Annotated in this window: 22 protein-coding genes; 6 read left to right on the top strand and 16 right to left on the bottom strand. The window is 65.2% G+C overall.

The features are described from left to right. Window positions 1-77: 77 nt before the first annotated feature. The 7 genes from ACZ1JY_RS11115 to ACZ1JY_RS11085 are packed head-to-tail and all read right to left on the bottom strand — an operon-like array spanning window position 78 to window position 3741. Window positions 78-1070 carry an LLM class flavin-dependent oxidoreductase gene (locus ACZ1JY_RS11115; protein WP_168904007.1) on the bottom strand — a complete coding sequence of 331 codons (993 nt, stop codon included), beginning with the start codon at window positions 1068-1070 and terminating at the stop codon, window positions 78-80. Further along, complete coding sequence (locus ACZ1JY_RS11110; protein ID WP_465129299.1) at window positions 1067-1993, bottom strand: tetratricopeptide repeat protein; 927 nt, start codon at window positions 1991-1993, stop codon at window positions 1067-1069. The genes ACZ1JY_RS11115 and ACZ1JY_RS11110 overlap by 4 nt, the downstream gene beginning before the upstream one ends. Before the next feature lie 22 nt (window positions 1994-2015). Continuing rightward, window positions 2016-2762: an alpha/beta fold hydrolase gene (locus tag ACZ1JY_RS11105; protein WP_465129298.1), complete on the bottom strand. Its 747-nt coding sequence runs from the start codon at window positions 2760-2762 to the stop codon at window positions 2016-2018. Between the two features lie 36 nt (window positions 2763-2798). Then, complete coding sequence (locus ACZ1JY_RS11100) at window positions 2799-2957, bottom strand: hypothetical protein (RefSeq protein ID WP_465129297.1); 159 nt, start codon at window positions 2955-2957, stop codon at window positions 2799-2801. Between the two features lie 2 nt (window positions 2958-2959). Then, window positions 2960-3154, bottom strand: coding sequence for a helix-turn-helix transcriptional regulator (locus ACZ1JY_RS11095; protein WP_118072739.1), 195 nt, complete (start codon window positions 3152-3154; stop codon window positions 2960-2962). After that, on the bottom strand, window positions 3151-3567 hold the full coding sequence (locus tag ACZ1JY_RS11090; protein WP_118072740.1) for a hypothetical protein: 417 nt from the start codon (window positions 3565-3567) through the stop codon (window positions 3151-3153). Before ACZ1JY_RS11090 ends, ACZ1JY_RS11095 begins: the two co-directional genes overlap by 4 nt. Window positions 3568-3570: 3 nt before the next feature. Beyond that, window positions 3571-3741: a hypothetical protein gene (locus tag ACZ1JY_RS11085; protein WP_465129296.1), complete on the bottom strand. Its 171-nt coding sequence runs from the start codon at window positions 3739-3741 to the stop codon at window positions 3571-3573. Window positions 3742-4104: 363 nt separating this feature from the next. Between ACZ1JY_RS11085 and thrS the strand changes: the two genes are divergently transcribed. The 3 genes from thrS (at window position 4105) to ACZ1JY_RS11070 (ending at window position 7846) form a co-directional block, all read left to right on the top strand. After that, window positions 4105-6099 carry a threonine--tRNA ligase gene (thrS, locus tag ACZ1JY_RS11080; RefSeq protein WP_465129295.1) on the top strand — a complete coding sequence of 665 codons (1995 nt, stop codon included), beginning with the start codon at window positions 4105-4107 and terminating at the stop codon, window positions 6097-6099. Further along, entirely contained in the window at window positions 6096-6839 is a 744-nt protein-coding gene (locus ACZ1JY_RS11075) for a TSUP family transporter (RefSeq protein ID WP_465130899.1), read from the top strand. Before thrS ends, ACZ1JY_RS11075 begins: the two co-directional genes overlap by 4 nt. A gap of 65 nt (window positions 6840-6904) precedes the next feature. Then, window positions 6905-7846 (top strand): hypothetical protein, encoded by a 942-nt coding sequence (locus ACZ1JY_RS11070; RefSeq protein WP_465129294.1) that lies wholly within the window; start codon window positions 6905-6907, stop codon window positions 7844-7846. Here ACZ1JY_RS11070 and ACZ1JY_RS11065 read toward each other — a convergent pair. From ACZ1JY_RS11065 to ACZ1JY_RS11025, 9 genes are read right to left on the bottom strand one after another with little or no spacing between them, the layout of a single operon-like run. Further along, entirely contained in the window at window positions 7843-8211 is a 369-nt protein-coding gene (locus ACZ1JY_RS11065) for a HesB/IscA family protein (protein WP_039333062.1), read from the bottom strand. The genes ACZ1JY_RS11070 and ACZ1JY_RS11065 overlap by 4 nt on opposite strands. Window positions 8212-8234: 23 nt before the next feature. Then, on the bottom strand, window positions 8235-8717 hold the full coding sequence (locus ACZ1JY_RS11060; protein ID WP_465129293.1) for an SUF system Fe-S cluster assembly protein: 483 nt from the start codon (window positions 8715-8717) through the stop codon (window positions 8235-8237). Next, window positions 8714-9925 (bottom strand): SufS family cysteine desulfurase, encoded by a 1212-nt coding sequence (locus ACZ1JY_RS11055; RefSeq protein WP_168904014.1) that lies wholly within the window; start codon window positions 9923-9925, stop codon window positions 8714-8716. Before ACZ1JY_RS11055 ends, ACZ1JY_RS11060 begins: the two co-directional genes overlap by 4 nt. Further along, window positions 9922-10650, bottom strand: coding sequence for a SufD family Fe-S cluster assembly protein (locus ACZ1JY_RS11050; protein WP_465129292.1), 729 nt, complete (start codon window positions 10648-10650; stop codon window positions 9922-9924). Before ACZ1JY_RS11050 ends, ACZ1JY_RS11055 begins: the two co-directional genes overlap by 4 nt. Next, window positions 10647-11390, bottom strand: a complete 744-nt coding sequence (gene sufC, locus ACZ1JY_RS11045) for a Fe-S cluster assembly ATPase SufC (protein ID WP_465129291.1) — start codon at window positions 11388-11390, stop codon at window positions 10647-10649. Before sufC ends, ACZ1JY_RS11050 begins: the two co-directional genes overlap by 4 nt. A gap of 11 nt (window positions 11391-11401) precedes the next feature. Next, window positions 11402-11911 (bottom strand): endonuclease domain-containing protein, encoded by a 510-nt coding sequence (locus ACZ1JY_RS11040; protein ID WP_465129290.1) that lies wholly within the window; start codon window positions 11909-11911, stop codon window positions 11402-11404. Beyond that, on the bottom strand, window positions 11911-12504 hold the full coding sequence (locus tag ACZ1JY_RS11035) for a hypothetical protein (protein ID WP_465129289.1): 594 nt from the start codon (window positions 12502-12504) through the stop codon (window positions 11911-11913). Before ACZ1JY_RS11035 ends, ACZ1JY_RS11040 begins: the two co-directional genes overlap by 1 nt. Further along, window positions 12501-13982, bottom strand: a complete 1482-nt coding sequence (gene sufB / locus ACZ1JY_RS11030) for a Fe-S cluster assembly protein SufB (protein ID WP_465129288.1) — start codon at window positions 13980-13982, stop codon at window positions 12501-12503. The genes ACZ1JY_RS11035 and sufB overlap by 4 nt, the downstream gene beginning before the upstream one ends. After that, entirely contained in the window at window positions 13979-14410 is a 432-nt protein-coding gene (locus ACZ1JY_RS11025) for an SUF system Fe-S cluster assembly regulator (protein WP_118072750.1), read from the bottom strand. The genes sufB and ACZ1JY_RS11025 overlap by 4 nt, the downstream gene beginning before the upstream one ends. Window positions 14411-14845: 435 nt before the next feature. Here ACZ1JY_RS11025 and ACZ1JY_RS11020 point away from each other — a divergent pair, with 435 nt between their 5' ends. The 3 genes from ACZ1JY_RS11020 (at window position 14846) to ACZ1JY_RS11010 (ending at window position 19619) form a co-directional block, all read left to right on the top strand. Beyond that, on the top strand, window positions 14846-15895 hold the full coding sequence (locus ACZ1JY_RS11020) for a quinone-dependent dihydroorotate dehydrogenase (RefSeq protein ID WP_465129287.1): 1050 nt from the start codon (window positions 14846-14848) through the stop codon (window positions 15893-15895). 9 nt (window positions 15896-15904) lie between these two features. Next, window positions 15905-17671, top strand: a complete 1767-nt coding sequence (ggt, locus tag ACZ1JY_RS11015) for a gamma-glutamyltransferase (protein WP_465129286.1) — start codon at window positions 15905-15907, stop codon at window positions 17669-17671. Between the two features lie 130 nt (window positions 17672-17801). Beyond that, window positions 17802-19619, top strand: coding sequence for an AMP-dependent synthetase/ligase (locus tag ACZ1JY_RS11010; RefSeq protein ID WP_465129285.1), 1818 nt, complete (start codon window positions 17802-17804; stop codon window positions 19617-19619). Window positions 19620-19664: the final 45 nt, after the last annotated feature.

Raw genomic sequence — 19664 nt, 5'->3', positions numbered from 1 at the left:
TCGACGCGCGCAGCTTAACCCGCTGTTGTGAACCCTTTGCGCACCTTTTCGTGCCGAAGGATTGCGGGCCGGTTACGTCAGGCGACGACAAGCTCGCGCGCGGCTTCGGCAGTAAGGCGCAATGATCGCAAGCGCGCCTGCTGGTCATAGATCGAGGCAGCGACGATGATCTCGTCGGCGCCGGTGCGCTCGGCAAATGCGGCGAGGCCATCGCGCACCGTTGCCACCGACCCGCAGGCGCTGACCTGGCGGACGTGTTCGAGCATGGCGAGGGCGGGCGGTGGCAGCGTGTCGCGATAGCCGGGCACCGGAGGCTTGAGCTTGCCCGGCGTGCCGGTGCGCAAGGCAACGAAGGCCTGATCCATCGAGGAGGCGAGCAATTGGCCTTCCTCGTCGCTTTCGGCAGCGACGACATTGATGGCGGCTGCGCAATAGGGAGCGTCCAGGGTTTCGGATGGTTGGAAGCGTTCGCGATAGATCTTCAACGCCGCATCGAGGTGATCGGGCGCGAAGTGCGATGCGAAGGCATAAGGCAGGCCGAGCATCGCGGCGAGCTGGGCGCCGAACAGGCTCGAGCCGAGAATCCACAGCTGCGGCTTCGCACCCTTGGCGGGATAGGCCTGCAGCGGCACGCGCGGATCGCCCGCGAACTGGAGCTGGAGTTCGACCACGTCCTGCGGAAAGTCCTCGGCGGCGCGGTTGGTGTCCTTGTGCAAGGCGCGCATGATGCGCTGGTCAGCGCCGGGAGCGCGGCCGAGGCCGAGGTCTATGCGGCCCGGAAACAAGGCATCGAGCGTGCCGAACTGTTCGGCAATCACCAGCGGATTGTGGTTGGGCAACATGATCCCGCCCGATCCGATGCGGATGGTCGAGGTCGCATGGCCGATGTGGGCAAGGGCAACGGCCGTGGCCGCGCCGGCGAGGCCTTCCATGCCATGGTGTTCGGCAACCCAATAGCGCTGGTAGCCGCATTCCTCGGCCACGCGCGCCGCGGCGGCGGAATTGTCGAGCGCCGCCCGCGCCGTCCCGCCCTCGACCACACTGACCAGATCGAGGACGGAGAGTTTCATGATGCCGGCTTTCCTGCGGTTTCGGGTGAAACCGATTTAGGTGCGGGGCCGAGCTGTTCAAGGTAAGCGCGCGCGGTCTTGCCAGCGTCACCGTCCTTGTCCGCCGAAACGACCGATTCCCACGACTTGCGCGCGGCGTCGTCCCGCCCGGAGAGCACGGCGATGACACCTGCTTCGAGGCCGACCTGCGGATCGCGCGGGCCGTACTTTGCGGCGATTTCGATATCGCGCTGGGCGCGGTCCAGTTCACCATTGCGGCGGGCCAGCGTGGCTGACAGCAGCCAGCCTTCCGGGTCTTCCGGCGCCAGGCGATGTGCTTCGTCGAGCGCGCCACCAGCTTCGGCGAGGCGGCCGAGCGCGACGAGCGCGCGCGAACGATCGCTTTGCATTGCGCCAAGCGCGGCATTGTCGGCAAACCCCTTGATCGCCAGAGCGCGGTCGAACCAGCCCAGCGCCTGTTCGGCATTGCCGCCCGCCAGCGCGGCGTTACCGGCCATCGCCATCAACGGCACGGCGGCAACTTCCTGTTCCTTGGGCACGCCCGAAACGGCCTGCGCGAAGGCTTCGAGCGCACCATCGAAATCGCCGGCGTTTGACCGCAGCATGCCAAGGCACTGGTTGGCGCGGACCTGCTGGCCAGAGTCGCGGCTTTCACCAAGCCAGGTCTGGGCTTCGACCATCGCCGCGTCGGGGTCGGTGGCCGCTTTCTGCAGGCAATAGGCAAGGCGATCCTGTTCCGGCAGGTTGGGCCGTTCGAGCCCTGCTTCCTTTTCGGCCTGCCGCTGCTTTTCAGGATCGCGGCGGCGAGGAATGGGCAGGTCCGAGGGGCGCATCGGCATGGTGGCGGGTCCGATCTGCATCAGCGAGGCCTGCTGATCGATGCGATGCTCCACGGCGAAAAGCGGTGCGGGAAGATCGATCATGGCAGGCTTGTCCTTCGGCACGTCAGGCGGCTTGTACGGCGGCGAGCCCGGCGAGTTCACGCAGGAGCAGCGCGATATCGGCGGGGCGCGAAAGCCGGTGATCGCCGTCCTTGATCAGGTGCACCTGCACGTCGGCTGAACGCAGGGCGCGGGCAAGGTTGATCGAGATTTCCCACGGCACGTCGGCATCGGCCTGGCCGTGGATCAGGCGAACCGGACCATCGAAGGCAATGCCGCTGGCCAGACGCTTGTGGCGTTCGGCGTCGGAAAAGAATCCGGCGTGAGTGGGGGTAGGCTCGGGGCCGTAGGGGTTGTCCTCGTAGATCGTGCGCCCGGCAGCGAGTTCGATGCGTTGCGATTGCGACAGGCCCCATTCGGTGAAATCCGGCGCAGGCGCGATGCCGACGAGTGCCTTTACCCTGTCACCCAGCGCTTCGGCGAGGAGCAGCATGAGCCAGCCGCCCATGCTGGAGCCGACCAATTGCACGGCTTCTATGCCGAGGTGGTCGATCAGGGCGGTGATCTCGTCACGCCACTTCGAAAGGCGGCCATCGGCAAAGGTGCCATCGCTTTCCCCGCAGCCGGTATAGTCGAGCAGCAGGCAGGCACGGCCCTGCTCGCGCGCCCATTCGAGCACGGCCTGCGCCTTGCCGCCGGCCATGTCGGACATGTAGCCGGGGAGGAAGATGATTGTGGGCGATGTGCCGGGGAGATGGCGGTAGGCCATCCGCTGGCCCGACGGCAGGGTGAAGCGGGCTACGTCAGTCATGCCCTGTCATGGCCCGCACGGGCGGGCGGGGCAAGCTTAGTTGAGCGGAAGGATCAGGGTGATGTGAACGGCGCCGTTGGCCGTGCTGGCGGGTCGATCAGCCTTGTGGTGCTTGCTGGCGGACATCGATGCGGCAGCGATGCCCACGGCAATCGCCAGCCACATGCCGATGCGGCGGGGAGTCCTTGCGGGCATTTTCAGTCTCCTCGCTGGAAAATGTCTTCGATCGGCAGGGCGAAGACATCGGCGATGCGGAAGGCGAGCGGAAGCGAGGGGTCGTACTTGCCGGTTTCAATGGCGTTGACCGACTGACGGCTGACCTCCAGCTTTTCGGCGAGATCGGCCTGGCTCCAGTTGCGCTCGGCGCGCAGCACCTTGAGGCGGTTTTTCACTCGCCACCTCCGCGCCGTTCGAGCAGCGCGTTGATGCAACCGCCGAGGCCGAGCCCTGCGAACCACAGGACCGTGGCGTAGAAGGCCGGAACGTGCGGGAGCAGGCCGAAGCTTTCGACGAAGCCCCATGCCGTCGCCACGCTGAGCGTGAAACCGGTGGCGATGAGGATCTGCCGGGTCATCAGGTAGCGCTGGTATTCATCGCGCAGCGAGGTCAGCAGGCGGCCGATCGCCACGAACACGCCAATCACCGGGAGGGCGGGAAGCAGGGCCGCGGCGTAGGCGCTGAGGCCGGTGGGGGCGCTGTTCCTGAAGAACAGGTTCACGCCGACCAGCGTGGCGACATAGCCGCCCATCAGCAGCATGACGGCACGGGTGTAGCGGCGGTGTTCGGGCGTCATCCGGGCGACCATGACTCAAGCCTCCTGCGGGCGGCGCAGGCAGCGCGTGCCCGAAAGCGCAGCGACGAGCGGCATGAACAGCACGGCCGTGGTGGTGGAGCCCTTGGGCAGGACTTCGACGATATCGAGCAAGACAATCACGACCATCACGAGGGCGGTCACGGCGGGGAGAGCAAAGCGAATCATTGGTCAAGCCTCCTTGATCTGATGACAAGTTTGCTTGACCTTTTTGCAGATCATGTCAAGCGTCATTGTCATCGTGGCAATGGTGCTTGACTAAACGGGCTTGGTGACTCTGCAAGTATTTCGCGCTAGAAGCCCGCTAACATGGCACGCCTGACGACCATCACTACAACCACTACCCCCGCGAGCCGGGGGCGGTCGCTGCTGGCGTAAAGCCTGCCGCGATGCCGCCGCCCGGTTCGGGTGGCTTTGCGCATCGCCTCCCGAACCGAACGAATTGCCAAGTGCCCTTTTACAAGCTGCGCGCTCTTCCGGTGGCGGCGCTCCTGTGCCAAAGCGCTGCCACAAGATTGCAGAGAGACCCGCATGTCCGAGTTGCTGAAGATCACCCTGCCCGATGGTTCCGTGCGTGAGGTTGCGCCCGGGAGCACTCCGGCCGACATCGCCGCCGCAATCGGCCCGGGCCTTGCCAAGGCAGCGCTGGCAGCGAAGGTCGATGGCGAGCTGGTAGACCTGACGCGGCCCTTCACGGCGGATGCGCAACTGGCGTTGGTGACCGCCAAGGACGAAGCCGAGGCGCTGGACCTGGCGCGGCATGATTACGCGCACATCCTCGCCGAGGCGGTGCAGGCGCTGTTCCCGGGCACGCAGATCACGTTTGGTCCGAGCACGGACGACGGCTTCTATTACGACTTCGCACCCGCCGAGCGCCCCTTCACCGACGAGGACCTGCCGGCGATCGAGGCGGAAATGCGCAAGATCATCGCCGCCAACAAGCCGCTGCGCCGCGAAGTGTGGAGCCGCGAGCAGCTGATCAGCCGCTGGAAGCAGCAGGGCGAGAACTTCAAGGCAGAATGGGCCGCCGAATTGCCCGAGGGCGAAGAGCTGACGGTCTACTGGTCGGGCGACGACTGGCTCGACATGTGCCGCGGGCCGCACTTGCCTTCGACCGGCAAGCTAGATCCGCAGGCGTTCAAGCTGACGCGCGTTTCGGGGGCTTACTGGCGCGGTGACCAGAAGAACGCGATGCTTTCCCGCGTCTATGGCACCGGCTGGCTCAACAAGAAGCAGCTCGATGCGCACCTGACGCGGCTTGAGGAAGCGGCCAAGCGCGACCATCGCAAGCTGGGCAACGAGATGGACCTGTTCCATCTCCAGCAGGAAGCGCACGGCTCCGTGTTCTGGCACCCCAAGGGCTACCTGATCTGGCGCGAGCTGGAAGCCTACATGCGCCGCGCGATCGACGGTGCGGGCTATCGCGAGGTCAAGACTCCGCAGGTCATGGACGCGCGCCAGTGGGAGCAGTCCGGCCACTGGGGCAAGTACCGCGAGAACATGTTCGTCATTCCAGACGAAGTGCCGAACGTCGAGGACGAAGGCCCGATCGTCTCGGACGATGCCGACTGGATGGCACTGAAGCCGATGAACTGCCCGGCGCACGTGCTGATCTTCCGGCAAGGCATCAAGTCCTACCGCGAACTGCCCTTGCGCCTCTACGAGAACGGCTGCTGCCACCGCAACGAGCCGCACGGCGCGCTGCACGGGCTGATGCGCGTGCGCCAGTTCACGCAGGACGACGCGCACATCTTCTGCCGCGAGGACCAGATCGTTTCGGAAGTGCAGGCGTTCTGCGAACTGGCTGACCGCATCTACAAGCACTTCGGCTTCACCTATTCGATCAAGCTGGCGCTGCGCCCGGAAAAGCGCTTCGGCACCGAGGAGATGTGGGACAAGGCCGAGGCCGAACTACGCGCCGCCGTGGTCCGCGCAGGACTTGCGACCGAAGAGTACGGCTGGGAGGAACTGCCCGGCGAAGGTGCGTTTTATGCGCCCAAGCTGGAATGGCACCTGACCGACGCGATCGGCCGTACCTGGCAGGTCGGCACGATCCAGTCCGACCGCGTACTGCCCGAGCGTCTCGACGCCACTTACATCGGCGAGGATGGCGAAAAGCACCGCCCGGTCATGCTGCACCGAGCGATCTTCGGGAGCTACGAGCGCTTCATCGGCATCCTGATCGAGCACTTTGCCGGACGCCTGCCGGCGTGGCTTGCACCCGTGCAGGCTGTTGTCGCGACGATCGTTTCGGACGCTGACGACTATGCCAGGGACGCGCTCGCCAAGCTAAAGGCGGCGGGCATCCGGGCTGAGACCGACCTGCGCAACGAGAAGATCAACTACAAGGTGCGCGAACACTCGCTGCAGAAGGTCCCCTACCTGCTGGTCGTGGGCAAGCGCGAGGCGGAGGAAGGCACCGTGGCGATCCGCACACTGGGCGAACAGCACCAGAAGGTGGTGTCGCTGGACGAGGCGATTGCCCTGCTCAAGGGCGAGGCGACGCCGCCGGATCTGCGGAGCTGATCACGCTCGACCTACCGCTCCTTTCGCTCGGCCTTTGTGCACTGGCGGCATTCGTTGCCGCCTTCGTGCGCGGGCTGGCGGGGTTTGGCATGGCGATCCTGCTGGTGCCGCTGATCGGGCTGGTGATTCCGCCGGGCGAAGCGGTGGTCGTATCCAACATGCTCGGGCTGCTGATCGGGCTGGTCGGCGCGCGTAAGGTGTGGAACGCGGGCGAGAAGAGCGCCGGGGTGATTGGCGGCCTTGCCATGTTGCTGACGCCGGTCGGCCTGTTGGCCCTGTTCGCGACGCCGCAGGAGGTGGCGCGGGTGCTGATCGCGGTGGTGGCGATCGGGGCGTTCGCGATGGTGCTGCTGCCTGCCAGGCCCGGACATGCGCCGGGGAAGGTGGAGACGGGCCTTACCGGAGCGGCGGCGGGCCTGCTGACCGGGTTCGCCGGGATGCCGGGGCCGCCCGTTGTGCCTTACTACCTGCGTCGGCCGATTCCGCGCGAAGTGGCGCGTGCATCGATGCTGACGGTGTTCCTGCTCACGTCCATCGCCAGCACGGCGGCGGCGCTGGCGTTGCAGCTGGCATCGTGGCGCGATGCGCTCTTCGCGGTGGTGCTGTTCGTGCCGGTGCTTATCGGCAATCACTTCGGCACCCGCGCCTTTGGCAAGGTCAGCGATGCGGCCTGGCGCGGGTTCGTCGGCTTCCTGCTCGCGGTTTCGGGCCTGATGGCGATCGCGCGGCTGATCGGCTGATAACGGCAAATTAAGCGGTTTCCCTTAGGTCGGGCTGCGATCTGTGGCTTGAGGGACCGACACGCATGACCTTGCATTTCCGCGCTCTGGCCGAGCAGGCTGCCGAGGATGGCGTAATTTCTGCACAGGAAGTTCTCGAATTGCGCCGCGCCGCCTGGCCCGATGGCAGGATCGATCCGGACGAAGCCGAGGCGATCTTTGTCCTCAATGATCACATCGACGAACCGACGCAGGAGTGGTCGGACTTCTTCGTGGAAGCGCTGGTCGAGTTTCTCGTCAACGGCACTGCGCCGCGCGGACATATCTCTGAAGAAAACGCCAACTGGCTGATCGAGCGGGTATCGCACGACGGCAAGGTGGACACGCTTACCGAACTGGAACTGCTGGTCCGCGCATTGGAAAGGGCAGAGTCCGCGCCTGAAGCGCTGCGGGCGTTCGTGCTGCAGCAGATCGAACGCGAAGTGCTGACCGGCGAAGGACCGACGCGCGCTGGCGGGGCCTTCGAACCCGGTTGCATCACGTCAGCCGAATGCGCGATGATCCGGCGCACGATCTTTGCAGCGGGCGGTGATCGCCCAGCAGCGGTCAGCCAGCGCGAGGCGGAAATGCTGTTCCGCCTGAAAGACGCGACGCTTGGAGCCAGCAATACCCCCGATTGGGAGCGCCTGTTCGTGCAGGGCGTAGCCAACTACCTGCAGGGCTGGAATGGCGCAAAGGGGATAAGCCGCGAACGCGCGAGTGAACTCGAAGCCTTCATGGACGACCGCTCCACCCATGTTGGCCGGTTTTTCGGCCGCATGGCAAAGGTCGATACCGGCAACTTCGTCCGGGCGCTTCGCGAAGTGGGATTCGGGCGCAAGCAACCGGGCCGTGACATTGACGGCGAGGCGATGCGGGATCACGCCGTTACCGAGGCGGAGAACCTGTGGCTGCAGGCACGGATCGACGCCGACGATCAGGTTGATGCGCTGGAAAAGGCGCTCCTGAAATTCCTCGCCGAGAGCTAGACGGTAAAGCTCTCGCCGCAGCCGCACGAACCCTTGGCGTTCGGGTTCTGGAACACGAAGCCGGCGGTGAAATCGTCTTCCTGCCAGTCCATCGTGCTGCCGATCAGGTAGAGCACCGAGGCACTGTCGATGAAGAACAGGCCGCCGGGCGTTTCGATCTTTTCATCGAGCGGGTTGGCTTCCGTCACGTAATCGACCGAATAGGCCAACCCCGAGCAGCCGCGGCGGGGCGTCGAAAGCTTCACGCCGATCGCGCCTTCGGGTGCCGTTGCCATCAGATGCGCCACGCGCGCCTCTGCCGAGGGCGTGAGGATCACCGCAGCAGGGCGGGGACGGCGGGGCTTGGTCTGCGTTTCGGTCGTCATGGTGACACCTATATGGGGAGCGTTCAGAGCATTCCCAGTTCGAGCTTGGCTTCATCGCTCATCTTGGCGGGATCCCAGGCCGGGTCCCAGACGAGATTGACGTCGGCATCGCGCACGCCGGGTACCGCCGAGACGCGCAGTTCGACTTCGCCGGGCATCGATTCCGCGACCGGGCAATGCGGCGTGGTGAGCGTCATCGTGACGTCGACGTGGCCGTCATCCGAGACATCGACGCCGTAGATCAGGCCGAGGTCATAGATATTGACCGGGATTTCCGGGTCGAAGATTTCCTTGAGCGCCGCAATCACGCCTTCGTAGATGTCGCCACCGGGTTCGCCCGAGGAGACTGCTTCCGGCTTTGCCGCGAGGAAGCCTTCGAGATAGTCACGCTTGCGCTCCAGCTTTTCGGCGGGCGTCTCTTCAACTGCGTCCTCGACGAAGGCGCGCTTGGGGGCCGATACAGCCTCGACCTCTTCGACCGCGAATTTGGGATCGTTGTCGCTCATCCGAAAATCCTCTTGGTCCTTTCGATCCCGCGCACGAGCGCGGCGATATCGCTTTCATCGCTGTAGATGCCGAAACTGGCACGGGCGGTGGCGGGCACACCGAGATGCGCCATCAGCGGCTGGGCGCAATGGTGTCCGGCGCGGATGGCCACGCCTTCCTCGTCAAGGATCGTGCCAAGGTCGTGCGGGTGGACACCTTCAAGCGCGAAGCTGAGGATGCCGGCACTGTCTTCCGGCCCGAACAGGCGCACCGAATTCATGCCGCGCAGTGCCTCACGCGCCTTGGCGACAAGGGCGCATTCGTGGGCGTGGATGGCGTCGAGCCCTTGTGCCTTCACGAAATCGACCGCAGCGCCGAAGCCAATGGCCTCAACAATGGCGGGAGTGCCCGCCTCGAAGCGCTGCGGCGCAGGGGCGTAAGTGGTCTTCTCGAAAGTGACCTTGTCGATCATCGCACCGCCGCCCTGCCATGGCGGCATGGCATCGAGAATCTCAGCCTTCGCCCAGAGAGCGCCGATGCCGGTTGGGCCATAGAGCTTGTGCGCGGAGAAGACGTAGAAATCCGCGTCCAGCGCCTTCACATCGACGGTGAGGCGGGCGACCGACTGGCAGCCGTCGAGCAGGATCTTCGCACCGACGCTGCGCGCCAGGGCGACCGCGCGCGGAGCATCAAGCGTGGAGCCAAGCACGTTCGATACGTGGGCGAAGGCCACCAGCTTGTGCGCCGGGGTAAGGATGCGCTCGGCAGCGGCGAGATCGATCAGGCCGTCCTCGGTTAGCGGGCAGACGTCGATCTCGACGCCGGTACGATCGCGCAGCATCTGCCACGGCACGATGTTGGCGTGGTGTTCGAGCGTGGAGATGAGGATGCGGTCGCCGGCCTTGAGGTTGGCTTGGCCCCAGGTCTGCGCGACGAGATTGATCGCCTCGGTCGCGCCGCGGGTGAAGACGAGTTCGTTCTCGGCACCGCCGACAAGCGCGGCAACCTTGCGGCGGGCGGCTTCGAACGCGAGCGTCATGTCCGCCGAGCGTGCGTAGACGCCGCGATGGACGGTAGCATAGTCGCTGCCCAGCGCGCGCACCATCGCATCGATCACCACTTGCGGCTTCTGCGCGGTCGCGGCGGTATCGAGATAGTGCCAGCGGCTGCCGTCAGGATTGACGAGGCCGGGCCACTCTGCGGTGCGGGTGAGCGCCTCGACTGTCACAGCACGGCATCCAGTGCCTTGAGCGCGGCCTCGGTCAGCGATTCCTCGTCAGCCGCGCCGACGAAGGCCTCGGCGATAAAGGCGTGGAGCATGAGCTTCTTGGCCTCGGCGGGCGGGAGGCCGCGCTGGGCGAGGTAGAACAGGCTCTGCTGATCGAGTTCGCCAACCGCGCAGCCATGCGCGCACTTTACGTCGTCGGCGTAGATTTCGAGTTCCGGGCGCGCATTGGCGGTGGCAGTGCGATCGAGCAGCATCGCGCGGATCGACTGTTCGCCATCGGTGCCGATCGCCCCGCGCGCCACGACGACGCGACCGAGATAAGTGCCGGTGGCCTTGCCGCCAAGGACCGAGCGCACGACCTGGCTCGACACGGCATCGGGCTGCGCATGGACGACTTCGGTGACGATCTCGGCGGTCTGTTCGCCGCCTGCAATCTGCGCCGCGCCGAGGTGGAACTTCGCGCCCTTGCCGAGCGTCACCTTGACCGCGATGCGACCATAGGCGGAGCCAGCGTTGAGCAGGCGCAGGTCATACTCTGCGCCGTCTTCCAGCGTGATGACGATGTCCTGCGCAGCATCGTTCGCGCCATCGAGCACGACCGCACTCGCGCCCGTCTCGCCCGCAGCGACGCGGATTTCCTGCACCGGCAACGGCCAGAGCGCTTCCAGCGCCGCCAGGTCGGCGTAACGGAAGGCTTCATCCTTGCGGGTGGGCAGTGCGCTCATGCCGCGACGGCCTCGTAGCCGTGCTCTTCGAGTTCGAGCGCCAACTCCGGTCCGCCGCTCTTGACGATGCGGCCACCGGCAAGGACGTGGACGAAGTCCGGCTTCACGTAATCGAGCAGGCGCTGGTAGTGGGTGATCAGCAGCACGGCCTTGTCGGGCTTGCGCATGATCGCATTGATGCCTTCGCCGCAGATGCGCAGCGCGTCGATATCCAGGCCGGAGTCGGTCTCGTCGAGGATGGCGATCTTGGGATCGAGGATGCCCATCTGGACCATCTCGGCGCGCTTCTTCTCGCCGCCCGAGAAGCCGACGTTCACGGGGCGCTTGAGCATGTCCATGTCCATGCGCAGCAGGCCCGCCTTTTCCTTGGCCAGCTTGAGGAATTCGCCGCCCGAAAGCGGAGCCTCGCCCCGCGCCTTGCGCTGGGCATTGGCGGATTCGCGCAGGAACTGGACGAAGGAGACGCCGGGGATTTCGACCGGGTACTGGAAGCCGAGGAACAGGCCGGCAGCGGCGCGTTCGTGCGGTTCGAGTTCGAACAGGTCGGTGCCGTCCAATGTGGCCGTGCCGCCGGTCACTTCGTAGCCGGGACGCCCGCCGAGCGTGTAGCCGAGCGTCGACTTGCCTGCGCCGTTCGGCCCCATGATCGCGTGGATCTCGCCCGCGTTGATGGTGAGCGAAAGACCCTTGAGGATCGGCTTGTCGGCAACACTGGCCTGGAGGTTCTGGATCTTGAGCATGGGTCTGTCTCTCAACCGCGAGCGGGACGCTGCGGGCGGGCGCCGGAGCGCGAATAGGACGGGCGCGCTGGGCGCGAGGCGGCGCGCAGCTCGTCGTAGCGGGCCTTCATAGCGCGTAGCACGGCGGCGCAGGCACCCTCGGGATCGCCCAGCACTTCGGCAGCATCGTAGCGGATCACCTTGATGCCGACTTCGGCAAGGCTGGCATCGCGGCGGCGCTCGATCTCCGGAGCCTCGCCACGGTCGAGCGCAATCACCAGCTTCAGCGGCTGGCTGGCGAAATCGACGATGGCCGAGCCGATCACGGCGTAGCGCTTGAACTTGTACTTGCCGAGGTCTTCCTTCGCGAGTTCATCGGCCAGAGCGAGGTGCGCCTCGTCCGGCTCGCGGCGCAGCTGGCGCGCCATGTCGTGGATCGCATCGAGGCGCGAACCCGAAATGGCCCAGCCGCGCCCCTTCTTCTGGATCTTCGGCGCTTCGGCGCGCTCGCCGACAGGGCGGAGGGTAAGGGTCTTTTTCATCAGTGTGCCGTCCTTGGCGCGAAAAGGTAACCGGCCAGAGCGCTCAGCACGTAAATGCCGACCAGCACGGACCCGAAGATGATCAGCGTCTTGATTGCAAAGCGCTTGTCCTCGGCGCTGACCTTCGACGCCTTGCGCCGGGGCTCCGCCGGAGCGGGGTTCGCCTCGATCGCCTTGATCGTTGCGATGCAAAACTTGATCATGTCGGCATTGCCGAGGCGTTCTCCGCCTTCCTGCCACCAGCCCTGCGCGTCGGAAAGTTCGCAGATTGCCCGCTGGACGAGAGAGACGGCGAGAATGGAGCTCTGATGCCCGCGCGCCGCGAATGCCAGAGCGGTATCGCCATGCTCGGGCCAGGCGGGGGCTTCCGGGTCATTCCCGACATACTGCTGGCGCGACATGACCACGTAATCGAAACCAGTGTCGACGCCATTCAGCAAGGCTGGCACCCAGCCCGAATGAGCCTTGTCGGTTGTGTCGAAACCAGCCGGAAAGGCAATCGCATGCCCGTATTCGGAAATCTTGCGCACGATCGCATCCGCCGCAGGGACGGCGGAAAAGTCGAGAAACAGATCGCTTTCGGCAAGGCTCATCCCACGCTGCCTTCAAGGCTGATGCCAAGCAGCTTCTGCGCTTCGACGGCAAATTCCATCGGCAGTTGCTGCAGCACCTCGCGGGCGAAGCCGTTGACGATCAGGGCGACGGCGCTTTCCTGATCGAGACCGCGCTGCATCGCGTAAAACAGCTGGTCGTCGCTGATCTTGCTGGTGGTGGCTTCGTGTTCGATCGTGGCGCTGGGGTTGCGCACTTCGATGTAGGGCACGGTGTGCGCGCCGCATTCCGCGCCCAGCAGCAGGCTGTCGCACTGGGTGAAATTGCGCACGCCTTCGGCCTGGGGGGCGACGCGGACGAGGCCGCGGTAGGTGTTGTTGGACTTGCCCGCCGAGATGCCCTTCGACACGATGGTCGAGCGCGACCCCTTGCCGTTGTGGATCATCTTGGTGCCGGTATCGGCCTGCTGGTAATTGTTGGTGACGGCGACCGAGTAGAACTCGCCCACCGAATCCTCGCCATTCAGCACGCAGGACGGATACTTCCAGGTGATCGCCGAGCCGGTTTCGACCTGCGTCCACGACACCTTCGAGCGGGCACCCTGGCACAGCGCGCGCTTGGTCACGAAGTTGTAGATGCCGCCCTTCCCCTGCGCATCGCCAGGATACCAGTTCTGCACGGTGGAATACTTGATCTCGGCATCGTCGAGCGCGACCAGTTCAACCACGGCGGCGTGGAGCTGGTTCTCGTCACGCTGCGGGGCGGTGCAGCCTTCGAGATAGGAGACGTATGCGCCCTTGTCGGCGACGATCAGGGTGCGTTCAAACTGGCCGGTGTTTTCCGCATTGATGCGGAAATAGGTGCTCAGCTCCATCGGGCAACGGACGCCTTCGGGGATGTAGACGAAGGTGCCGTCGGAGAAGACCGCGCAGTTGAGCGTGGCGAAGTAGTTGTCGTGCATCGGCACGACCTTCCCCAGCCACTTCTTCACGAGGTCCGGGTATTCGCGGATCGCCTCGGAGATCGAACGGAAGATCACGCCTGCCGCTTCCAGTTCCTTGCGGAAGGTGGTGGCGACGCTGACGCTGTCGAACACCGCGTCGACCGCGATCTTGCGCGCGCCTTCGACGCCGGCGAGCACTTTCTGCTCTTCCAGCGGAATGCCGAGCTTTTCATAGACGCGCAGGATTTCAGGATCGACCTCGTCAAGGCTGCCGAGCTTGGGCTTGGCCTTGGGCGCAGCCCAGTAATAGGCGTCCTGATAGTCGATCGGCGGGATGTTAAGCTTCGCCCAATCGGGCGTGGGCATGGTCAGCCAGTGGCGATAGGCCTTGAGGCGCCATTCGAGCATCCACTCCGGCTCGTCCTTCTTGGCCGAGATGTAGCGGACCGTGTCCTCGGACAGGCCCTTGGGCCCGTACTCCTGCTCGATATCCGACGACCAGCCGTGTTCGTATTCGGCAACCTTGGCGGCGGCCTCACGGGCGGCCTGGTCTTTCACTTCGACGTTCTCGGTCATGCCATAACCTCCGTCACCGCTGCGGCAGGACGGGACAATTGGGTGAGCGGTATGCCAGCCAGCGCGCCGCGAAGTGCGGCATCGACGGCAGGCCAGTGCGGACGGACGGTGCACGCGCTTTCCAGCGTGCAATCATGGCGCCCATGCTCGCTGCAGGGCGTGAGCGCAATGGGGCCTTCCACGGCTTCGACGATATCGGCCAAAGTGATAGCCGCAGCCGGGCGCGCCAGCTTGAGCCCGCCACGCGCACCGCGAACGGACTTGAGCAGCCCAGCCGCCGAAAGCTTGCTGACCAGCTTCTGCACGGTCGGCACCGGCAAGCCGGTTTCGTCGGCTAGCTGTTGCGCGCAGACGCGGCTCTGCCCGCAATGGCGCGCGGCAGCGGTCATCGTGACGACGGCGTAATCGGCCATGCTCGAAAGGCGCATCTGGCAGGGTCCCGAATAGCGGCCCGAACAAATCGGACCGAATCACTCCGGTTATCTAGGCGCGGGGCCTTGCCGGCACAAGCGGGCGCTTGCTCAAAAATGAGAGAGGCAAAAAAAGGGCGGCCGCGCTCACTGGGAGCGCCGGCCGCCTCAAAGTCGAGAACTCGTTGCAGAACTGCACCGAGCCCTTCGGGTCGCAGCGCCTTACTAAGCAGAAGCCCTTGGAGAGAATTGTATGGATTCGACAATTCCGGTGGCAAATGCGCAACATACCAAGCGCAATCAATTACAATTGCTGTCAGATTCGAGAAGAACAGGGTTGGCCGACAGAAGATTACATCGCAAAGACTCTGGCGGGGCAGTCCGGCGGCATGGCGCATCGGGATCGGCCCCGATTCGTCCTTCACCATTTGCAGAATCCGGAACCGTTTGCCCGTGACGCCATATTCGCTGCTGCGCCCTCTGATCTTCCGGATCCCTGCCGAACCTGCGCATCGCCTGACCATCCGCGCACTCGCGATAAATCCGCCTTCGAGCAGGCTGGCGCCCACGCCAAATCTCGCCCAGCGCATCGCTGGCATCGCCTTTCCCAACCCGCTGGGCATGGCCCCGGGTTTCGACAAGAACGCCGAAGTGCCCGATGCCATGCTCGGGCTGGGGTTCGGCTTTGTCGAGGTGGGCACGGTCACGCCGCTTCCGCAGGAAGGCAATCCGAAGCCGCGGTTGTTCCGCCTGATCGAGGATCGGGCCGTGATCAACCGGATGGGCTTCAACAACGAAGGCGCACAGGCAGTAACGAACCGCCTGATCCGCCGCCGTGAGACGGGCAAGCACGGCCTGCCCGGCATCGTTGGCGTGAACATCGGCGCGAACAAGGATTCGGCCGACCGCATTGCCGACTATGCGCAGATGACGCGGCTCATGGCCCCGCTGGCATCCTATCTCACCGTCAACATTTCATCGCCGAACACGCCGGGCCTTCGCGCGTTGCAGGATGAAGGTGCGCTCTCGGCCCTGCTGGACGGGGTGATAGAGGCGCGCGGCAACATGAACGTGCCGATCTTCCTCAAGCTTGCGCCCGACCTCGAGCCGTCGGACATCGATGCGATCTGCCGCATCGCTCTTGAAAAGCGGCTGGCCGCATTGATCGTTTCGAACACTACGATCACCCGTCCGGCATTGCGCTCGGCCCATGCCGGGGAGGCTGGCGGTCTTTCGGGTGAGCCGTTGCGTGAGCTTGCGCTGCAGCGCCTGCGCGATTTCCGCAAGGCGAGCGGCGGGGCGATTCCGCTGATCGGCGTGGGCGGGATTGCAACGGTCGAGGATGCCTGGGCCCGCATCCGGGCCGGGGCCAGCCTGGTCCAGATTTACAGCGCGATGGTATTCGAGGGCCCCGGCCTTGCCAAGCGCCTGGTCGCAGGACTTGAACGCAAGGTCCGCGAAGCCGGCATGACGTCCATTGCCGAGGCGGTCGGCACCGAATAGCAAGGGGGCATGTCAGTCCCCTGCATTCTGAAATCCGCCAGCCTGGCCACGCCGCTCGTCGCATTGCTCGTCAGCGGCTGCGTTCCTCCGCACAGCGCGACAATTGCCCCGTCCCGTCCCGCGCCGATGGCCGCTGCGATCGAGGGCGTCCCGGTAGACAGCGCGGGCCTCGTCTCCGCCGCAGATCCGCGCGCTGCCGAAGCTGGCGTGCAGATGCTGCGGCTTGGCGGCAGCGCGACCGACGCCGCCATAGCCACGATGCTGGCGCTGACCGTGGTCGAGCCACAAAGCTCCGGCATTGGCGGCGGGGGCTTCCTTGTGCTGGGCGATGCGGCAGGCAAGGTCGAGACGATCGATGGCCGCGAGACGGCTCCCAAGGCGGCAACACCGCAGTGGTTCTACGCCGACGGCAAGCCGCTGCCTTATCGCGACGCCATCCCGGGCGGCCGCAGCGTCGGCGTACCGGGCAACCTGCGACTCGCCGCGCTGGCGCACAATGGCAAGGGTCGGCTTTCGTGGCGAACCCTGTTCCAGCCCGCGATCCGCCTGGCCCGCGAAGGGTTCGAGATCACGCCGCGCCTGCGGGCAATCCTGGCCGCGGCCAGCCGCACCGGCGCGCTCGATCCCGAGGCACGGGCCTTGTTCTATGGCGCTGACGGACAGCCGCTTGCCGTCGGCACAGTTGTGCGCAACCCCGCGCTGGCCGCCACTCTCGAAACAGTCGCGGCACGCGGCGCCGACAGTTTCTACGCAGGCGAGAACGCCACGCTGATCGCGGCCGAGGTGGGCACGGCGCCGCGCAATCCCTCACCGATGACGACAGCCGACATTGCCGGATACAAGGCCATCGCCCGGCCGCCTGTCTGCGGCCAGTATCGTGCCTGGCGCATCTGCGGAATGGGGCCGCCTTCATCGGGCGCCACCACCGTGTTCGCCATCCTCAAGCAGCTCGAACGCTTCGACATGAAGGCGCTAGGGGCCGCCAACCCGGTTTCGTGGCACCTGATCGCGGAGTCGCAGCGCCTCGCCTATGCCGACCGCGACCAGTACCTGGCTGACAGCGATTTCGTGTCGGTGCCGGTGGCGGGGCTGACCGATCCCGCCTATCTCGCCGCGCGTTCCGCCCTGATTTCCGAAAGCACGTCGCTCGGCATCGTGTCGCCCGGCACCCCACCGGGAGCCAGGCTGGCCTTCGCCAAGGCCGATCCGCAGGAAGAGAACGGCACGACGCACTTTGTCGCCGTGGACAGGTGGGGCAATGCCGCAAGCTATACCTCGACCATCGAAGGTCCGTTCGGATCGGGCCTTATGGTGGGGGGCTACTATCTCAACAACGAGCTGACCGATTTCAACATCGTGCCCGACAAGGACGACAAGCCCACCGCGAACCGGGTCGAAGCCGGCAAGCGCCCGCGCAGTTCCATGTCGCCGACGCTGATTTACGGACCCGACGGCAAGCTGCGCCTTGCCATCGGCGCGGCCGGTGGCGTGACGATCCCCGCGCAAGTGGCCAAGGCGATCATCGGCGTGCTCGACTGGGACCTGTCCGCGCGCGAGGCGATCGCCTTGCCGGTTATTTTCGCTCCGGGCGGTGACGTGGTCTTCGTCGAACAAGGCACCACCCTTGAAGCGATGATCCCGGCCTTGCAGCAGCTCGGCCATGCGCAAGTTCTGGCGCGGTCGCCGTCTTTCAAGGCCAATGCCATCGAGCGCGTCGGCAACCGCTGGCGCGGTGCGGCCGACCCCCGCAGCGAAGGCGCAGCGGTGGCACCATGAAGTGCCATTGCGCAGGTTAGGGCGCACGAATGGGATGCCCGGTTGCCGAGGCGGAACGAGGCCACTAGGTTCCCGTTAACAGGCGTGCCGGACCTCGGTCCGTTCAGCCGATAAGGGCGAGGGTCTAGACGTGCAGCTTTCCGATTTCGCAGGTTTTCCCAATCTGGTCTCGATGTTTCTCGACCGCGCTGACGCCCGGGGAGATGCCCCGTTCCTGTGGGCCAAAGCCAAGGGCCATTGGCAATCGCTGTCATGGAACGAGGCGGTGCGGCAGGTTTGCGTCCTGGCGCAATCGCTTCGCGCCCTCGGCCTCAATCCCGGCGATCGGGTGGCGCTGGTTTCGGAAAACCGCCCCGAATGGTGCATCGCCGATCACGCGATCATGGCCGCAGGGTTGGTCACCGTGCCGACCTACATCACCAATACCGAGCGCGATCATCTGCACATCCTTGAGAATTCCGGCGCGCGGGCGGTGATCGTCTCGACCTCGAAGCTCTCGCAGCCGCTGCTGCCGGCCGCGCTTTCCGCGCCTTGCGTGGAGCATGTGATCGGGATCGAACCGCTGCGCCAGATGCAGGCCGGCAAGCTGTCCTTCCATGACTGGCAGTCGATGACCAGCGGCGATGGAACGACAGCGCGGGCGGCCGTGGACGAGCGGCTCAGGACCATGGGCCGGGATGACCTGGCCTGCATCATCTACACCAGCGGCACCGGCGGTTCTCCGCGCGGCGTGCGGCTGCATCATGGCTCGATCCTGTGCAATGTCGAGGGTGCCGCCGAGATTCTTGCCAATGACTTCGGCTGGGGAGAGGAAGTGTTTCTCTCGTTCCTGCCGTTGTCCCACGCCTATGAGCATACCGGCGGCCAGTACCTGCCGATCGGCATGGGCGCGCAGATCTACTATTCGGAAGGCTTGGAAAAGCTCGCCTCGAATATGGAGGAAGTGCGGCCGACGCTGATGGTGGTGGTGCCGCGCCTGTTCGAAGTGCTGCGCACGCGAATCATGAAGCAGGTGGAGAAGCAGGGCAAGCTGGCGAACTACCTGATGGACCGCGCCCTTTCGATCGGCGGACGCAAGGCGGCCGGCAAGGGCCGGATCATCGACGCGCCGATGAACCTGATCCTCGAGCGAACTTTGCGCCCGAAGATTCGCGCGCGCTTTGGCGGGCGGATGAAGGCGATGGTTTCCGGCGGCGCCCCGCTCAACCCCGATGTCGGCGTGTTTTTCGAAGCGATGGGGCTGACGATGCTGCAGGGCTATGGCCAGACCGAGGCCGGGCCGGTGATCTCGTGCAATCGCCCCAAGGTCGGCCTCAAGATGGACACCGTCGGACCGCCGATGAAGGGCGTGCAGGTTAAGATCGCCGAGGATGGCGAGATCCTCGTCAAGGGCGAGCTCGTGATGCACGGCTACTGGCAGAACGATGCCGAGACGGCGCGCGCCATTCCGCGCGAGGGCGCCAATGCGGGCTGGCTGCACACCGGTGACATCGGCCATCTCGACGGGAAGGGCCGCATCGTCATCACCGATCGCAAGAAGGACATGATCGTCAACGACAAGGGCGACAATGTCTCCCCGCAGAAGATCGAAGGCATGCTGACGCTGCAGCCGGAAATCGCGCAGGCGATGGTCTCGGGCGACAAGCGGCCCTACATCGTTGGCCTGATCGTGCCCGATCCGGAATGGGCGCTGGAGTGGTCACGCGCGCAGGGCGAGCACTTCAACTTCAAGGAACTGCAGGACCTGCCGGCGTTCCGGAATGCGATCCGCGCGGCAGTGGACCGGGTGAACAAGGACCTGTCGGTGATCGAGAAGGTCCGCCAGTTCACCTTTGCCGACGAGGCCTTCAGCATCGACAATGGCGAGATGACGCCGAGCCTCAAGATCCGCCGCCACAAGATCAGGGAGCGCTACAGCGCCCGGATCGACGGGCTTTACAAGGCCTGAGCTTTTCCAAGGTCGCTCATCCTGAGCTTGTCGAAAGATGCCAGC

The organism is Novosphingobium sp. BL-A-41-Hi4B-X5A (assembly GCF_055521705.1).
The sequence above is the reverse complement of the archived record's forward strand: the minus strand, read 5'-3'. Positions and strand labels throughout refer to the sequence as shown.

Excerpts from the sequence above, each read along its gene's own strand:
- ACZ1JY_RS11090 (WP_118072740.1), bottom strand. The coding sequence starts at position 3,567 with ATGGTCGCCCGGATGACGCCCGAACACCGCCGCTACACCCGTGCCGTC.
- ACZ1JY_RS11070 (WP_465129294.1), top strand. The coding sequence starts at position 6,905 with ATGACCTTGCATTTCCGCGCTCTGGCCGAGCAGGCTGCCGAGGATGGC.
- sufB (WP_465129288.1), bottom strand. The coding sequence starts at position 13,982 with ATGACCGAGAACGTCGAAGTGAAAGACCAGGCCGCCCGTGAGGCCGCC.
- ACZ1JY_RS11115 (WP_168904007.1), bottom strand. The coding sequence starts at position 1,070 with ATGAAACTCTCCGTCCTCGATCTGGTCAGTGTGGTCGAGGGCGGGACG.
- sufC (WP_465129291.1), bottom strand. The coding sequence starts at position 11,390 with ATGCTCAAGATCCAGAACCTCCAGGCCAGTGTTGCCGACAAGCCGATC.
- ACZ1JY_RS11025 (WP_118072750.1), bottom strand. The coding sequence starts at position 14,410 with ATGCGCCTTTCGAGCATGGCCGATTACGCCGTCGTCACGATGACCGCT.
- ACZ1JY_RS11035 (WP_465129289.1), bottom strand. The coding sequence starts at position 12,504 with ATGAGCCTTGCCGAAAGCGATCTGTTTCTCGACTTTTCCGCCGTCCCT.
- ACZ1JY_RS11050 (WP_465129292.1), bottom strand. The coding sequence starts at position 10,650 with ATGAGCGCACTGCCCACCCGCAAGGATGAAGCCTTCCGTTACGCCGAC.
- ACZ1JY_RS11110 (WP_465129299.1), bottom strand. The coding sequence starts at position 1,993 with ATGATCGATCTTCCCGCACCGCTTTTCGCCGTGGAGCATCGCATCGAT.
- thrS (WP_465129295.1), top strand. The coding sequence starts at position 4,105 with ATGTCCGAGTTGCTGAAGATCACCCTGCCCGATGGTTCCGTGCGTGAG.
- ACZ1JY_RS11100 (WP_465129297.1), bottom strand. The coding sequence starts at position 2,957 with ATGCCCGCAAGGACTCCCCGCCGCATCGGCATGTGGCTGGCGATTGCC.
- ACZ1JY_RS11105 (WP_465129298.1), bottom strand. The coding sequence starts at position 2,762 with ATGACTGACGTAGCCCGCTTCACCCTGCCGTCGGGCCAGCGGATGGCC.
- ACZ1JY_RS11060 (WP_465129293.1), bottom strand. The coding sequence starts at position 8,717 with ATGAGCGACAACGATCCCAAATTCGCGGTCGAAGAGGTCGAGGCTGTA.
- ACZ1JY_RS11040 (WP_465129290.1), bottom strand. The coding sequence starts at position 11,911 with ATGAAAAAGACCCTTACCCTCCGCCCTGTCGGCGAGCGCGCCGAAGCG.
- ggt (WP_465129286.1), top strand. The coding sequence starts at position 15,905 with ATGTCAGTCCCCTGCATTCTGAAATCCGCCAGCCTGGCCACGCCGCTC.
- ACZ1JY_RS11085 (WP_465129296.1), bottom strand. The coding sequence starts at position 3,741 with ATGATTCGCTTTGCTCTCCCCGCCGTGACCGCCCTCGTGATGGTCGTG.
- ACZ1JY_RS11065 (WP_039333062.1), bottom strand. The coding sequence starts at position 8,211 with ATGACGACCGAAACGCAGACCAAGCCCCGCCGTCCCCGCCCTGCTGCG.